Below are 15,702 nucleotides of genomic sequence, written 5' to 3'. Positions count from 1 at the left end.
GGTTTAAGCCGCCTACTAATATGCCGTTTATGTCCAAGTCGAAGAAAACACCGCACTCTGCTACCCCGGCTCTCAAGCTTCTGGAAGAAGCAGGTATCCCGCACGAGGTGTCTACTTTTGAAGGTGGCTCCGATCACTTCGGTGATCACGCGGCAGAAGCACTAGGAATTGATCCCGAACGTATCTTCAAGACCTTGGTCATCGATCTCACCGCAGGCAAGGGACCAAAGCGGGAACTCGCAGTCTGTGTCCTGCCCGTCTCCCATCAGTTGAGTCTCAAGAAGGCCGCAGCGGTGTTTGGGGCTTCAAAGGCCACCATGGCCGATCCCAAGGACGCTTCCAAGTCTTCCGGCTACATCCCCGGCGGCATCTCCCCGTTGGGCCAAAAGAACGTGCTCCCCACCGCAATGGATGAGACGGCCATCCTCTTCGACACCATCTTCTTCTCCGGCGGGCGCCGTGGCCTCGATATTGAAATGAACGCCGAGGCTCTCCCTCAAGTCCTCGACGTCACCTTTGCCGACCTCGTGGCCGACTCCTAGAACAACGACGTCGGCGGCTGCTCAGCGATGAGTTCCGCGTAATCGTTGCGCACGTTACCCACCGCAGGGTCTGCGGGACGCGCCTCAAACCCAGTCACGTTGGATGGCTCTAGCAGCGGCTCACCTGCCAGCCACGCGCCGATCTCCTCCGCAGTCAGAAACTTAGGCAGGCGCCCATGCAGCCACGCCATCTCTTCGGTGGCTTCCGTGGTGATCATTGTGGCCGAAAGCCGCTCCATGCCAGTCGCCCACAGCCCAGCGGCAAACAACATGCCTTCCGGCCCGGTCACGTAGTACGGAGTCTTCTTCCCCTTCACCTTTACCCCTCCGCCGGGGCTTGGCTTCTCAGCCTTCCACTCGTAATAACCATCGAGCGGAATGATGCAGCGATTGTGCTTGAAGGCCTCACGGAAGGAAGGCTTGGTAGCCACGGTCTCAGCGCGCGCGTTAAACAGGGGTGAGCCATCCAAGTCCTTCTTCCAATGCGGAAGCAGGCCCCAGCGTGCAGGCTCCACACGCGCAGCGCGCTCTTGGACGCGCACGATGGCTACCGGCTGGGTAGGCGCAATGTTATAGCGCGCAGGGGGCAGCCCTTCGGGAGCGTGAACTTCCTCGATTCCCTCCCACTTGCCTACTTCATCGAGCAGAGACTCGGTAAACAAAACAAATCTTCCGCACATGCCCTTTATTATGGACTACATGTCTTTGTATTGGTCCGCCCCGCTCGCATCCGCTCCCCTGGACTGGGAACAGCCCGTGCCGGGTTCTAAGTCAATTACCAACCGCGCCTACATTCTGGCGGCGTTGGCAGACGGGCCGTCCATCCTGCGCTATCCTCTGCAATCACGCGATACCCGCCTCATGGAGGCGGCATTGACCAACATGGGCGTCGCCTTTGAACACGTAGGCAACGATGTGCACGTCACCCCTGGGCCACTGCATGGTGCAAACATCGATTGCGGCCTAGCCGGCACAGTCATGCGTTTCCTGCCACCTGTAGCAGCACTTGCGAACGGACCCGTTCATGTCGACGGTGACCCACAGGCCCGCCAGCGCCCCATGTCCACCATTTTGAATGCGCTGCGCGATCTCGGCGTCGAGGTAGAAGGCGATAGCTTGCCATTTACCATCACGTCCTTGGCCGTCCCTGAAGGCGGCGCAGTTACTGTCGACGCCTCCGGCTCCTCCCAGTTCGTCTCCGGACTCCTACTTTCCGGTGCGCGCTTTGAAAAGGGCATCACCGTAAAGCACGAGGGCGGTCCCCTTCCGTCCCTGCCGCACATCGAGATGACGTGCGCGATGCTGCGCGAGGCCGGCATCGAGGTCGAAGAAGGCCAGAACAAATGGACGGTTCACCCAGGGCCAATCGCGGGGCGAGACTGGCGCATCGAGCCTGACCTATCTAACGCCACCCCATTTATGGCCGCGGCAGCAGTCGCTGGTGGCCGCATCACCATCCCCCAATGGCCAGAGGAAACCACGCAGCCGGGCGATGCCATCCGCGACATCCTCACCACCATGGGCGCGCACATCGAGCAAACCGCGGACGCCGTGACGGTGATTGGCGCATCTGATGGCCAGATCCACGGCGTTGAGCTCAACATGGGCCACATCGGCGAACTCACGCCTACTGTCGCCGCCCTATGCGCTCTGGCGGACACTCCTTCCCGGCTTACTGGTATTGCACACCTGCGCGGGCATGAGACCGATAGGCTTGCTGCACTCGCTGCGGAAATCAACGGCTTAGGCGGCAACGTCACTGAGCTTAACGACGGCCTGCTTATCGAACCCGCACCCCTCCACGGCGGAAAGTGGCATTCCTACGCCGACCACCGCATGGCTACCGCTGGCGCCATCATCGGTCTGCGCGTGCCAGACGTGGAGGTCGAGGACATCGAGACCACGTCCAAGACCTTGCCAGGCTTTAGCGGCATGTGGGAGCAGATGCTGGAGGGAAACCGTGGCTAGGAACGCTCGCTCCTATGACGAGTCCGATGTCCGAATCCGTCCTGGCAAAGGCTCCCGCCCGCGTACGAAGGACCGCCCCAAGCACAAGGACGCCAGGTTCGGCATGGTGGTGACCAAGGATCGCGGACGGTGGGGCGTAGCGCTTGACGACGGCCCGCTAGTCACCGCTATGCGCGCCCGCGAGCTAGGCCGCACCGCTGTCGAGGTGGGTGACCGTGTAGGCGTCGTCGGCGATACCACCGGCCGCAAGGACACGCTGGCCCGCATCGTAAAGCTAGAAGATCGCACGTCGGTGCTGCGCCGCACCGCGGATGACACCGACCCTTATGAGCGCATCGTCGTAGCCAATGCGGACCGCATGCTCATCGTTACCGCAGTCGCTGATCCCCCACCGCGGTCGGGCTTTGTCGAACGAGCACTCATCGCCGCCTTCGTCGGCAACGTGCACCCGGTCCTGTGCCTGACCAAAACGGATCTCACCGATCCTTCCCCGTTTGCGGCTGAATTCGCGGACCTAGACGTCACGGTGGTGGAAGCCGGCGTCGATGATTGCCTGGATGCCGTCCACAACGTCATCGATGGACACGTCACCGCGCTGATCGGCCATTCGGGCGTGGGCAAGTCAACCCTTGTTAACCGTCTTGTGCCAGACGCCCAGCGCGAGACCGGTGAGGTCTCAGCTGTGGGCAAGGGCCGTCACACCTCAACGCAGTCTGTTGCCCTGCCGTTACCCAAGGAGACGTGTCCGCACGGCGGATGGATCATCGATACACCGGGCATTCGTTCCTTCGGCTTAGCGCACGTCGACGCCGACACCATCCTCGGTGTCTTCGACGACCTAGCAGCCGCAATTGAAGATTGCCCCCGTGGCTGCACACACGTTGGCCCACCAGCCGACCCCGAGTGCGGCTTGGACCTCAACATCAACGAGGATTCAGCGTCGGCTCGTCGTCGTGACGCGGTCCGCAAGCTCCTAGCGGCCCTGCGCACCAACGTGGAGTGGGAGAACTAGCCAACTTTTAAGCCAACTTTTAAGCCAGAGCCTTTTGCCCGGCTTTTCCGCTGGGCTCCTTCGACCGAGCTGAAGAAATATGTAGTCCTGTGTTAGAGCAGCTCTACAAGGAATGGAAGCTCTGAGGGATCATAGAAAGCCATGAAGTTGTCCAGCGCGTCTCCTACTGCAAGCTCCGCGTCTTCGTCGCCCAAGTCAGCGTTGTCGATGACCTCGATCGCCTTTGCGGTGGCCTCTTCCGATTCCTCGACGTCCACATGGATCGCCTGTACATGGGATTCAGTAATGACTGCCGGGTCGAGCTTCACAACTGGGTCTCCCATGTCTGGATGCGGGGTGACCACGGAATCATCAACATCGACAGAAATAACTACACGGCGATGCGGGAAGCTTTCCTCATCACCGATAGCCAATAGACGCAACGAGGCCATGGAGGCTTCCAGAAAAGCGGAGTACGCAATCTCTTCTTCGTCGCCCTCAGTGTAGAACTCACGCAAAGCCGGAGTAACGGTGAATCCCCAACCAGATCGCGCAGCGAGCTGACCGGTTTCCTTCAGCTCACTTAGCATCGCAAAAGTTGCGGGCAAGTAGACGCGAACTTTGGACACTTAGAACTCACCTTCAATATCGAACACGGCTTGTACCTCAACGCTGGTGCGCTCAAAAACGGTGTAGAGCATGCCCACCATGCCAAAATCAACGGCTGCGCGAACATTCAAAATGGAATCATCCACCATGACGCAGTCATTGATCGGCAGCTCAATGGCATCCGCCGCCGCTTGGAAGGCTGCGAGCTCCGGCTTTTCAGCGCCGACCTCACCAGAAAGAACCACGGCATCGACGATTCCGCGGTACTCCCACTCGCGGATGTGCTCTGCACCTGGGCCGCCTGGATCATTAGACAAAATTGCGGTTGCTACGCCGTTGGCCTTCGCTGCCGCAAACAGAGAACGCCACCTTTTGACGTCTTCCTCGGTGCCATCAAGCACACCAACGAAATCTACGATTAGACCGCGCATCTAGAAAGTCCTTTTGCTGTTGAGTAGGAGTTAGTTTTTAACGCCCAAAAGTATATCTAAAACACAAAAATATCGCGCCCACCCCTCACAGAAAACTCACAGCTAGGCGCTCGGCCGCTTCTCATGGCACAATGATGGTGCGTTCGCCTCCTGTCCCCCTTGCAGGAAGGCTTTTTGAATGTACGCCCCAATTCCCGGCTTCAGCTACCTGAAGCTCTACACTGCGCCTGACCGGATACGCTACGCACATCAGCCAAGCGCGGAGGCTCTCTCCAAGCGTGAAGAGATTCTGGAACTTGTAGCCATCGCTCTGGAAGCCACAGGCGGCCTTCGCCCTTTGCACCAGCTCGAGGGTACGAAGTACAACCGTGACATCAAAGTTCACCTACGTGCTTGGGCGCTCAACCATCGCCCACAGGATCAAGTTGTACCCGTGCGTATGCGCAGCCTGCATGCACGAGCCAATGGTGAATTCTTTGGGTCCGTCGACTTTGGAGAAAACCGCCATGGTTTCACTGGCTCATACCAGCACAACCGGCTAACGGCTTTCAGAATGCTTACTCTCGGACACAATTTCCGAGGGTAGTTACAAGGAACCCAGCCGAATTAGGATGTCGGTCCAATCCAATGAGGTCCAAACGCCGATGCCCGCCGTCAGTATCGAAGCGATACCACTAAAAAGCACGCCAATTCGACCAGCCGGAGGAATTTTTGACCCTTCTTCTGACTGTCCCTCTTCGATGCGTTTCAGGCAATCTTCAACAGTGAGCTTTTCTTGCTCCTCAGAGGGGAAGAGCTCATCGCTTCCAGCCGCCGCTAGGTACTGGTGGCACGTGCGTGGCTCTTGATCCACAACCGCGTAGGCATGCGCCGTACCGCCTAACAAAGTAGCCGACAAAAATGCCGACAAACCTAGGCGCAATGAACGACGTCGCACGACAGTCTCCTCAGGGGTAAAAGGCGATCGAAAATGAATTTCTAAATATCTTTGTCCCAGATTATAGGAATCTGTCTAAAACTTAAAAGTGCCTGACCACAAATGTGGCCAGGCACTCAGTTAAATAAGTCGCACGTGCGTCTTATCTTCGCACTATGCCTCAGCAGTGTCCGAGGTCGGAGCAGCTGCCTGTGCTTCCTCCTGCGCCTTAAACTGCTTGCGGAGCATGAACAGCTGGCGCACAGTCTCTTCCTTGACGCCTTCGTTCATGGCGTTAAACATATCGCCGCCCTCCTTCTGGTACTCCACCAGGGGGTCACGCTGCGCCATCGCGCGCAGGCCGATGCCCTCCTTGAGGTAGTCCATCTCGTAAAGGTGCTCGCGCCACTTCTGATCGATGATCGGAAGGATGACCATGCGCTCAGTGCTGCGCATCTGGGACTCGCCGCCAATCGCGGTGACAGCTTCCTCAAGCTTGTCGTACTCAGAGTTAGCGTCAGCAACCAGGGCCTCGCGCAGCTGCTCAGCGGTGAGCTCGCCGGCGGAACCGTACTCGGTTCCCTCAACGAGGGACTCGTGGCTCATGGTCGGGCCGTACAGAGACTCGAGCGCGTTCCACAGCTCGTCCAGGTTCCAGTCCTCGACGTAGCCGGTGGCCGTAGCGCCCGCGACGTATGCCGAGACGGTGTCATCGATCATGTCGCGGATATTGTCCTTGATGTCACCCGCATCGAGGATGTCGTGGCGGGTAGCGTAAACAACCTTGCGCTGCTCATTGAGGACTTCGTCGTACTTCAGGACGTTCTTACGCATTTCGAAGTTCTGGTTCTCCACCTGTGCCTGCGCGCCCTTAATGGAGTTAGAGACCATCTTGGCCTCGATTGGGACGTCGTCAGGCACGTTCAGGCGATTCATCATGTTCTCCATGGACTGACCCACGAAGCGAACCATCAACTCATCACGCATGGACAGGTAGAAGCGGGTCTCACCTGGGTCACCCTGGCGGCCGGTACGGCCACGCAGCTGGTTATCGATACGGCGGGACTCGTGACGCTCGGTACCCAGGACGTAGAGGCCGCCAGCCTCGCGGACTTCGTCACCGAGGCGCTTGGAACGCTCCTTCTCCTCTTCAATCTCTGCATCCCATGCCTCCTGGTAACGCTCTTCATCCTCGAATGGGTCGAGGCCGCGCTCACGCAGCTTCTCATCGAGGATGACCTCTGGGTTACCACCCAGCACGATATCGGTACCACGGCCTGCCATGTTGGTCGCAACCGTTACCGTTCCTGGACGGCCGGCACGAGCAACAATTTGGCCCTCTTCCTCGTGGTGCTTAGCGTTCAGCACGGAGTGCTTCACACCGCGCTTGGTCAGCAGCTGGGAGAGGTACTCGGAACGCTCAACGGAGGTGGTACCAACCAGAACTGGCTGGCCCGCCGCAACGTGCTCAGCGATGTCATCGACAACCGCAGCGAACTTAGCTTCCTGAGTCTTGTAGATGCGGTCGGAGTGATCCGCACGCTGGTTCGGCTTGTTGGTCGGAATCGGCACCACGTCGAGGCCGTAGATGGAGTGCAGCTCGGCTGCCTCGGTCTCTGCGGTACCGGTCATGCCGGAAATCTTTTCATACAAACGGAAGTAGTTCTGCAGAGTAACGGTAGCCAGAGTCTGGTTCTCGTTCTTGATCTCCACATTTTCCTTGGCCTCAATGGCCTGGTGCATGCCCTCGTTGTAGCGACGGCCTGCCAGCACGCGGCCGGTGAAAGAGTCAACGATCATGACCTCGCCGTTACGCACGATGTAGTCCTTGTCGCGGGTGAAGAGCTCTTCCGCCTTCAGAGCGTTGTTCAGGTAGGACACCAGCTGGGAATGCTCTGGTGCGTACAGGTTATCGATGCCGAGCTGATCCTCGACATACTCAACGCCCTCCTCGAGCACGCCGATGGTCCGCTTCTTGTGGTCAACCTCGTAGTGGATCCCCTCACGCATCTTGGGCGCCAGCTGCGCGAAGACGCTGTAGAACTGGGAAGAGCCGTCGACCGGACCGGAAATGATGAGCGGGGTACGTGCCTCGTCGATAAGGATGGAGTCCACCTCGTCGACGATGCAGTAGTTGTGGCCGCGCTGGACGACGTCGTCAAGCGAGCGCACCATGTTGTCACGCAGGTAGTCGAAGCCCAGCTCGTTATTGGTGCCGTAAGTGATGTCGCAGGCATAAGCTTCCTTACGCTCTGCAGGGCGCATCTCGGAGAGGATAACACCAACGCTAAGACCCAACCAACGGTGCACACGGCCCATCATCTCGGCGTCACGCTTAGCCAGGTAATCGTTGACCGTAACGATGTGAACGCCCTTACCTTCGAGTGCGTTGAGGTAAGCGGGCAGCAGCGAGGTCAGCGTCTTGCCCTCACCGGTACGCATCTCGGCAACGTTGCCGAAGTGGAGGGCAGCACCACCCATGATCTGAACCTTGTAGTGCTTCTGGTCCAGAACGCGCCAAGCCGCTTCACGCACAGTGGCGAAAGCTTCGAGAAGGATGTCATTCATCTCTTCACCGTTGCCCAGACGGTCTTTAAATTCCTGGGTCTTTGCCTTTAATTCTGCATCAGTCAGCGCGGCGTACTCGGATTCGAGAGCAATAACATCATCAGCCATCTTTGCAAGGCGCTTGACGGTACGTCCTTCGCCTGCACGGAGCAGCTTGGAAAGTCCAAACACTTCTAGATAGTCCTTCTTGTCGCGACAAAATAGTTAACTTCAGGTCATTGTACCCACTCGCTCCACAAAGCCTTATTCTGACCCTAATTCTGGGCGGCACAGCTAAAACTGGCGAGACCGTTGCGCAAAAACGAATTCACCCCCTGCCACTTCATCGCTTGTGCAATGAGCGGCAGGGGGCGAGGGAAGCTCTAGGAGCTTAAACCCGCGTTGGGGCGTGCCGTTTAAGCTTCGCCAGCATCCTCAGAAAGGGAGATGATGCCGTAGTCGAATGCATGACGGCGATAAACCACAGACGGCTTGTTGTTCTCTTCGTTGATGAAGAGGTAGAAGTCGTGGCCGACCAGCTCCATTTCACTGAGGGCCTCATCGACGCTCATCGGAGTAGCTGGGTGCTCCTTGGAACGAACAATCTGGCCTGGGCGTACGTCCTCGACGGTCTCTGCATAAGGATCGATGTAGCGCTCTTCCTTGGCGCGCTCGTTCTCAGCTGCAGCAACCATCTCAGCAGCAAGTTCACCGGTGCCCTTCTGTGCACGGTGTCCGGACTTGACGTTCTCGCGGCGAACCTTGACCTTACGCAAAGAACGCTCCATCTTTGCCAGAGCGGTCTCCAGAGCAGCATAGAAGGAATCTTCCTTAGCCTCGGCACGAGCGATGTGGCCCTTACCGGTAGCGGTGATCTGGATGCGGTCGGACTCTGCCTCACGACGTGGGTTAGGCTCGTGCTGGAGCTCCACGTGGAAGAAGGTCAGAGTCGGGTCAAGGCGTTCAATCTTGGCCAGCTTTTCAGTTACGCGCTCCTGGAAGTGATCTGGGACCTCGACGTTACGGCCGGTGATTGTAACCTGAGCGTTGGTGGGCTGGGACATTGAGTTGCCTCCCTTATCTCGTGGGGACTGAATGACTGCACATTCCGCAGTTTGAAGGACTCTAGACATTTTCTCGCTTGGACTTGAATCTCCAGCAATTGCCTGAGCCACTTCACTGCTTCCCTGTGACACCCTTCATGCTACCAGTGGTCATAACCAAGGGATCCTTTAGGTCGCAAATTTACCCCTGAACCTCACATAACTACGCCTCTGCCAGTACGATTGCACCGTCTACTACTCCCCCTGCACCGCGTAGCCGCGCGGCGCTAGCGCTAAGCGTCGCACCGGTGGTCACCACATCATCGACAAGCACTATGCGCGTCCCCGCCACCTGGCTCGCTGCCCGCGTCAGATGCACCGCAGTACGCATGTTCTCCCACCGCTGACCTGCGTTAAGATCAGACTGGTCCGCTGCCAGCTCCCTCACCTTTAAAGCAGTACACGTGCGCATGTGAGGCAAGCTCGCCGCTACTTTTTCACAGATTTGCTCCACGGGATCCCCACCACGCGCGCGGGCGGAGTTCAGCCTCGTCGGGGCCGGCACCAAGACAATTTCTTCTGGTATCTCCCCTCGCGCCCGCAAATACTCAATACCAGCTGTGTACACAGCCGCCACATGGGAACGCACCGCACGATTTCCCCGCTCCTTCATCGAGACAATGAGATGGCGGCGCACATCTGAATACGGCCCCATTGCCCAGACAGGCAAGCCCAAGGGAACCGGACGAGAGATCTGGCGCGGTGGCAGTCGCAAATGCTTCTGACACCGCTCACAAATGAGCGCAGGCGCAACAATCACACCGCCACACCCCGCGCACTCACGCGGGACAACCACGTCAAGTAATTCCAAAGCCCGCGCTGCTAGCCTTCGCTTGCGCATACCTACGCCCTCCCCTTATCGCACCGTGGCCTGTCCTCCCCCGCCCCGGCTTTTCTTGCGCTTACTATTTGGCCACGATAGGCGAAGAACGAAGCCCTTGCAGACCAGAGACTTCACGCCAGAAGGAATTGTCAGTGCTCTCCGCAGGCAACTGCAACAACGCGTGCGAATCGGTGATGTAGAGCGTCGTCGGTGAAGCTGCCACGGCAACTACCGGAGCTGTGATGTTTCCCGAAGCCAACGTGGTGGCAGAAGAGCCATCTTGCTCAATTCGCCACACTGGGGAATTCGTATTGTTCGTACCCACAAGCAGAGATCCATCACTCATCCAGTCGAGCGACAGAGCCGTATTCTGCATTTCCAAGCCCACCTGGTGGGCGTTGACGATATGGTAGTCGCTATTCTTACCACGAGCGACGATACCGATGTAAACGTTGCCGCCGATGAGCATCGCAACGCGAGCACCGGTGGCAGACAAGCGAATGACGGAGATCTCGCCATTGATATTATCCATACCAGAGGTATCAACCTCAGACTGGGAAATCTCACCGGACGCGGCGGAACGCGCGACCCGCACTACCTTCTCACCGTTGACGACGGTCCAGATGGCTTGGCCACTAGGTTCAAAGGTGGGGCGAGCAATCGTCTTTGCCTTCAAATGGTCGCTTAGATTCTCACCCATCTTGCCCAACTTGAGCTGATACTCAGTCTGGGAATTCTTCTGCACCGCCGCAACGATTGATTCTGCGGAAATATCTGCCGATTGGAGGTTATTCGCACGGCCCAAAGATGTGCTAGAAGGCGCTGCCGTGCCGCCGCTTACCTCGAGCAAAGCACCGTTATTGATGGCATAAAGCTTAGCATCAGAGCTGGCGAGGTTGCCCGGGTTGTACTCCGCAAAGTCATCGATCGTCATCTCATCCAAGCCGTCGATAAGCGGGCTGCCATCAGCGGTGGCCTTGATCTTGCCGCCGACGTTAGCGTTGTTCAACGTCCACACCAAAGAGGCGGCAAAGCGCAACCGTTGTTCTTGGCTCATCGAATTCATTCCGCTAAATCGATAAGTTCCGTCTTCTTTACCGAGGAAGGTTGCAGAGACGGGGACCAAATCGGAGATTGCAGGACGCAAGTCATTGTTGGGCCCTTCCAACAATAACGTGACCAGCTCAGTGTCCACCGACTGCTGGCCGGTGTAGAGCCACCGACGGTCAGAAACCAAAGACTGTTCCGACTGCCCAAAGAAATACAGCGACAAAGGACGATAGTTATTGCGCAGGTCATTGCGCTCAATAACCAGGCCAGCGGGCAGATCGACGATGCGCCATTGATCGTTAATCTTTTCCATCTTGATGGTGGCCTCGTACTTAATGCTGCGCGGAACATATGCGCCGCCATCGACGAGGGAGCCAATCACATTTCCGCGCACGTCAAAGGTCCTGCGATCAGCGCCATTGTCCACGGTCAAAATGTCAATCGAATCCACGACGAGCATGGAGCCGGTTGGGTCCCAAGTTTCAGCAATGGAGTCCGCCAAGAAGTTGCGGGAAGACTCGTAGTTGCTGGCGGGTTTACCAGAGGCTGTATAGAACTCACGCAGGACCAGATCGGCGTCTGCGCCTGCCTTCGGCCCCATGATTTCTACTTGTGGATCGATACGCTTCTGAAAGGTTCCAATAACCTGCGGTGAAGTATTATGCGGCAGTGTCGAACAACCTGCCACGGCAAAAACACAGGCGGCGCTAGTTACTGCCAGCACGCTGCGCGAGGAACGCACAAAGCGCAGCTTCTGGGAGGTACGGCTGCTACTCATCGCTGCTCCTTTTCTGCTTCACTAGCGCTGCTTGACGACGCCGCGTTCGGCGTCTTCCCCGCATGGGTTTCAGATTCGGGGGCGTCGTCAAGCACTGCGGATTCAACCTCTACGAAATCCCGGGACATGCGCTCCGACGGCCAAATGATGCCAACGTCCTGCTGTTCCAAGACTTCTGTGTTGTCAGGTTCAGGGCACGGGGCATGCGGAACTTCCAAAACGATTGGCTCGGATTCGATTGGAGTGTTCGGAACGCGCGGGACAATAAGCCTGAAACGCGAGCCCACGCCAAGATAACCGATGGCGTCGAGTGTACCGCCATGCAGCACGGCGTCCTCGCGGGCAATCGCCAAGCCCAAGCCCGTGCCGCCGGAATGGCGCTTACGCGAGGCATCGGCGCGCCAGAAGCGGTTGAACACCAACTCCTCTTGCCCCTCCTTGAGCCCCACGCCGGAGTCGGTGACCGCAATACCCACCGCTTCTTCGTTGGCAACCATGTCCACCACAACTGGCTTTCCCTCGGAGTGGTCGATGGCGTTGGCCAAGAGATTGCGCAGAATGCGCTCGATGCGGCGGGAGTCGGCTTCGATGGTCACCGGCTCAGCAGGCATATTAATCTGCACGTCAACGTCAAGTTCTTCAGCCAAATGCACAACCTGCGCCATCGCAGAATCGACGCACGAACGTACATCGAGGGATGCGGCAGACAGGTCCGCCACGCCGGCGTCGTGCCGCGAGATTTCCAGCAGGTCGGCGAGCAATTCCTCGAACCTGTCGAGCTCGCGAATCATCAGCTCCGAGGCGCGTCGGGTATGCAGTTCCATGGAATCCGAGTCGGCGGCGATCAGATCTGCGGCCATGCGCACTGTCGTCAACGGTGTTCGCAGCTCGTGCGAAACATCGGAAGTGAACTGCCGTTGCAGGTCGCCGTACTCCTCCAACTGGGTAATCTGCTTCGATAGCTTGTCAGCCATGTCGTTGAAGGACGCTGCTAGGCGGCCCATCTCATCATCGGAATTAACCACCATGCGCTCGCGCAGATGGCCTGCAGCCAAACGCTGCGCAATGCGTGAAGCGGAACGAATTGGGACGATAACTTGCTGCGTTGCCAGCCATGCGATGCCTACCAGGAGGACCACGACCACCACACCAGCAGCGGAGAGCAGACCGCGCATCAACGCCATGGTGGCTTCCTCGGATTCCATGGAAAGCACCAGATAAACCTGGGTATCAGGGATGTCAGAATCGATGGGGGTGCCAACCAACAGGGCGTTATATGTCTCCCCTTCGATGCGGTCGATGCTTGTATATTGCTGCGCAATATTCCCATTGGAAACCAGTGTCCGCATCTCTTCCGGAATACGGAAACCTTCGGGAGAGGTGGTGAAGGTTCCGTCGTCATTATCTACGACGACAACAGCTTCATAGGTTTCCTGATGATCGTTTAGCTCCGAGGACAACTGCCCCAATGACGCCCGTGCGGAGTTGATGCGCACCTGGACCGAGTTCGCTGTTCCGGTGGCGTCGATTTGCTGCTCCACCGTTGCGCGTGCGCGATCAAGTTCTTGAAAGGCTGCGTCTTCCTTCTGGCTCACCAAACGCTGAGTAAGCACTGATACCAGCGCGTAGCCGAGCAAAAGCATGACCACCGTAGAGGCTACGAGAATCATGCCGATGACTCGAGTCTGCAGCGACGTGCGCCACTTGTCTACAAGACGATCCCGAAAACGTCTAAACCATTCAAAAATAGCGAAAGCCCTCTTTATTCCCCGGAGCCGGTCTTGCCGGTCTTATATCCCACACCGCGAACGGTGAGGACAATTTGTGGGTCTTCGGGGTCGTGCTCGATCTTGGCACGCAGGCGCTGGACGTGCACGTTGACCAAACGGGTATCGGAGGCGTGACGGTAGCCCCACACGGATTCGAGGAGGGCTTCGCGGGTGTGAACCTGGCCCGGCTTGCGCGCCATCTCGAGAAGAAGGTCAAACTCCAAAGGAGTCAGCGAGATCTCTTCGCCGCCTGCACGGGTTACTGTGTGCTCGGGAACGTCGATCACGAGGTCACCGACCTCGATGAGCTCACCGGAGGACGCGGAATCGGTGCGGCGTAGGCGGGCACGGATGCGCGCAATGAGTTCCTTTGGTTTGAAAGGCTTGGTGATGTAGTCATCGGCTCCCGATTCGAGGCCGAGGACCACGTCCACAGTGTCGGTCTTAGCCGTCAGCATGACAATCGGGACCGAGGACTCGGTGCGAATAGCACGGCAGATGTCAACGCCGTTCATGCCAGGAAGCATGAGATCGAGCAGGATGAGGTCTGGGTCGTTTTCTTGAAAAGCCGGAACCGCTTCGTTTCCATCGGTTACCGCAATAGGCTCAAAGCCTTCTGCCTCAAGAACGATGGTCAACATCTCCGAGATCGCAGGATCATCGTCAACCACCAGAATCTTCGGCGCCATATTCCTACTCCTCCACGAGTTTCTTCACAGATTGCACAATCATATCGGTATCAGCGGTGGCGATCCACTGTCCGCCCCACTTACGCTCTGCTAATCGACGATACGCCGCCGCAGTGTTCGCCTGCAGAGTACTGTCCTTTTCGTATCGATCACGGGCGCGGGTCGAGTCCTCCTCGGCACGGGAAGTCGCTCGTGCGGCGGCAAGCTCGACGTCGGTGTCAAGGAAAATTTGCAGCTGCGGCTTTGGCAAGCCGAAGCGACCAAACTCCAGATCAAAGACCCAATCAATGACCTCGTCGGTGCCTAGACGCGCAGCCGAGTACGCAGCATTCGACGCCACATAGCGGTCAAGAATGAGCAAGTCTTTGCTCTCCTGGGCTGCAAGCAGGCGTTCCTTTGCACCCAAGCGATCGAGGGCGAATAGGGTTGCCATCGCAAAAGCAGAGTCAGTCAGATCGCCCATCCTGCCGTAGAGAGCATCCTGCGCAAGCTGCGCATGAACCGACTCTTCATAACGGGGGAAGCCAAGAACGTTAACCTCAACGGAAAGTTCTTTCTTAATGCGCTGCACTAGCGTGTTCTTGCCTGCTCCATCGATTCCCTCGATGCTGATTAACATTTCTGGTTTAGCCCTTCGCTGCTTGGCGATGCGTCCGGTGACTTAAGACAGCGCTTCGATGAACGCCTCTAGGTCATAGTCTTCTTCGACTGCCTCGAGAATCTCCAAGGCATGCTCATTTAGGGCCTCGTCCCCGGAGCCGGCCAATCCGCGGATAAATGGGTAGGAAGAAACTACCTCGCCCGCACTGAAAGGCGCTCCGGCCCAGATAGCGGCGATTGTCGCCGCCGCCTGTGCGTTCCGTTCCTCATCTGCAGAGATCGCATCACCGGACGTTGCCAGTGCACAGGCATCAGAGACTGCCTCCACAATGTCTTCGTCATCCAAGTTCGCAAGTTCATCCAGAAAATCTACGTTTACGTCGTCTGAGAAGATGTTCTCGTCCCAAGTGCTCATTGCATTTCCCTTTCTTAGAGCCGCTAGACAATCAACGATTCCGAAATCTAGCAATCCCGAGTAATCAAAAGTGGAGTGTCCACCGCAGAAATTAAGAATGTGGAGCAACTTCTGGCGGTGTTTACTTCTATATCTAGCCGTTACTTCTCGGTTTGTCAGTGCATTTCCTCTGTCAATTTATAGGGCAAAGGCCACACTGGCACATAACATACAGGTCAGTGCCGACAAATCTGCTTCTCGCTGCATCCGCCTAGCATAGGTGCCCGATGCTACGGCTTAAACTGGCACAATCTTCCGCCTTCGGACTGGCCACAGCTGCATCTAGGCATTCCCTTATCGAGGATTACATGATAGTGTCGTTACCGAGTTGTTACACACCCTGCACCCTTACAGCATTTCCGCTGCATGAGTGCTATTTTTAAATAACCAAGACGCCAAGTTGTCTAAACAGCTGCTTTGTTGTTGTGTCGT

The 15,702-nt window shown here is 57.3% G+C and carries 16 protein-coding genes; 4 read left to right on the top strand and 12 right to left on the bottom strand.

Annotated elements, in window-relative coordinates:
• Positions 1 to 20: 20 nt before the first annotated feature.
• Positions 21 to 542, top strand: a complete 522-nt coding sequence (ybaK, locus tag HMPREF3148_RS11265; protein ID WP_005528179.1) for a Cys-tRNA(Pro) deacylase — start codon at positions 21 to 23, stop codon at positions 540 to 542.
• Here the strand turns inward: ybaK and HMPREF3148_RS11260 are convergent.
• Complete coding sequence (locus HMPREF3148_RS11260) at positions 539 to 1,222, bottom strand: SOS response-associated peptidase (protein WP_005528178.1); 684 nt, start codon at positions 1,220 to 1,222, stop codon at positions 539 to 541. The genes ybaK and HMPREF3148_RS11260 overlap by 4 nt on opposite strands.
• On the opposite strand from HMPREF3148_RS11260, the gene aroA reads away from it, so the two are divergent.
• Both aroA and rsgA read left to right on the top strand, forming a co-directional pair.
• Positions 1,221 to 2,510 (top strand): 3-phosphoshikimate 1-carboxyvinyltransferase, encoded by a 1,290-nt coding sequence (gene aroA, locus HMPREF3148_RS11255; protein ID WP_049151888.1) that lies wholly within the window; start codon positions 1,221 to 1,223, stop codon positions 2,508 to 2,510. The two genes, HMPREF3148_RS11260 and aroA, sit on opposite strands and share 2 nt — an antisense overlap.
• A complete protein-coding gene (gene rsgA / locus HMPREF3148_RS11250; RefSeq protein ID WP_049151889.1) occupies positions 2,503 to 3,522 on the top strand; it encodes a ribosome small subunit-dependent GTPase A in 1,020 nt (339 codons plus the stop codon). Before aroA ends, rsgA begins: the two co-directional genes overlap by 8 nt.
• A 92-nt stretch (positions 3,523 to 3,614) precedes the next feature.
• Here the strand turns inward: rsgA and HMPREF3148_RS11245 are convergent, their stop codons facing one another.
• Entirely contained in the window at positions 3,615 to 4,130 is a 516-nt protein-coding gene (locus HMPREF3148_RS11245; RefSeq protein WP_034656578.1) for a DUF6912 family protein, read from the bottom strand.
• Positions 4,131 to 4,541 carry an HAD-IA family hydrolase gene (locus HMPREF3148_RS11240; RefSeq protein ID WP_005528174.1) on the bottom strand — a complete coding sequence of 137 codons (411 nt, stop codon included), beginning with the start codon at positions 4,539 to 4,541 and terminating at the stop codon, positions 4,131 to 4,133.
• 178 nt (positions 4,542 to 4,719) lie between these two features.
• On the opposite strand from HMPREF3148_RS11240, the gene HMPREF3148_RS11235 reads away from it, so the two are divergent.
• Complete coding sequence (locus HMPREF3148_RS11235) at positions 4,720 to 5,127, top strand: hypothetical protein (RefSeq protein WP_005528173.1); 408 nt, start codon at positions 4,720 to 4,722, stop codon at positions 5,125 to 5,127.
• Here HMPREF3148_RS11235 and HMPREF3148_RS11230 read toward each other — a convergent pair whose 3' ends face one another.
• The 9 genes from HMPREF3148_RS11230 to HMPREF3148_RS11190 form a co-directional block, all read right to left on the bottom strand.
• Entirely contained in the window at positions 5,128 to 5,478 is a 351-nt protein-coding gene (locus HMPREF3148_RS11230) for a hypothetical protein (RefSeq protein ID WP_100619417.1), read from the bottom strand.
• A 153-nt stretch (positions 5,479 to 5,631) separates the two neighbouring features.
• Positions 5,632 to 8,196, bottom strand: coding sequence for a preprotein translocase subunit SecA (secA, locus tag HMPREF3148_RS11225; protein WP_049062990.1), 2,565 nt, complete (start codon positions 8,194 to 8,196; stop codon positions 5,632 to 5,634).
• Between the two features lie 224 nt (positions 8,197 to 8,420).
• Positions 8,421 to 9,068, bottom strand: a complete 648-nt coding sequence (gene hpf, locus HMPREF3148_RS11220; protein ID WP_005528170.1) for a ribosome hibernation-promoting factor, HPF/YfiA family — start codon at positions 9,066 to 9,068, stop codon at positions 8,421 to 8,423.
• 202 nt (positions 9,069 to 9,270) lie between these two features.
• Positions 9,271 to 9,519, bottom strand: coding sequence for a ComF family protein (locus HMPREF3148_RS14095; protein WP_223197292.1), 249 nt, complete (start codon positions 9,517 to 9,519; stop codon positions 9,271 to 9,273).
• Between the two features lie 493 nt (positions 9,520 to 10,012).
• Positions 10,013 to 11,758, bottom strand: coding sequence for an MtrAB system accessory lipoprotein LpqB (gene lpqB, locus HMPREF3148_RS11210; protein ID WP_049151890.1), 1,746 nt, complete (start codon positions 11,756 to 11,758; stop codon positions 10,013 to 10,015).
• Positions 11,755 to 13,428 (bottom strand): MtrAB system histidine kinase MtrB, encoded by a 1,674-nt coding sequence (gene mtrB / locus HMPREF3148_RS11205; RefSeq protein WP_046645112.1) that lies wholly within the window; start codon positions 13,426 to 13,428, stop codon positions 11,755 to 11,757. The genes lpqB and mtrB overlap by 4 nt, the downstream gene beginning before the upstream one ends.
• Positions 13,429 to 13,520: 92 nt before the next feature.
• Entirely contained in the window at positions 13,521 to 14,216 is a 696-nt protein-coding gene (gene mtrA, locus HMPREF3148_RS11200) for an MtrAB system response regulator MtrA (protein ID WP_005528165.1), read from the bottom strand.
• Positions 14,217 to 14,220: 4 nt separating this feature from the next.
• A complete protein-coding gene (locus tag HMPREF3148_RS11195) occupies positions 14,221 to 14,835 on the bottom strand; it encodes a dTMP kinase (RefSeq protein ID WP_049062994.1) in 615 nt (204 codons plus the stop codon).
• A 42-nt stretch (positions 14,836 to 14,877) separates the two neighbouring features.
• Positions 14,878 to 15,231, bottom strand: a complete 354-nt coding sequence (locus HMPREF3148_RS11190) for a DUF4259 domain-containing protein (RefSeq protein ID WP_049062996.1) — start codon at positions 15,229 to 15,231, stop codon at positions 14,878 to 14,880.
• Between the last annotated feature and the right edge of the window lie 471 nt (positions 15,232 to 15,702).

Origin of the sequence: Corynebacterium sp. HMSC05D08 (genome assembly GCF_001807215.1) — a bacterium.
Classification (GTDB): Bacteria; Actinomycetota; Actinomycetes; order Mycobacteriales; family Mycobacteriaceae; genus Corynebacterium; species Corynebacterium striatum.
This window is presented reverse-complemented; position numbering and strand designations above follow the sequence as displayed.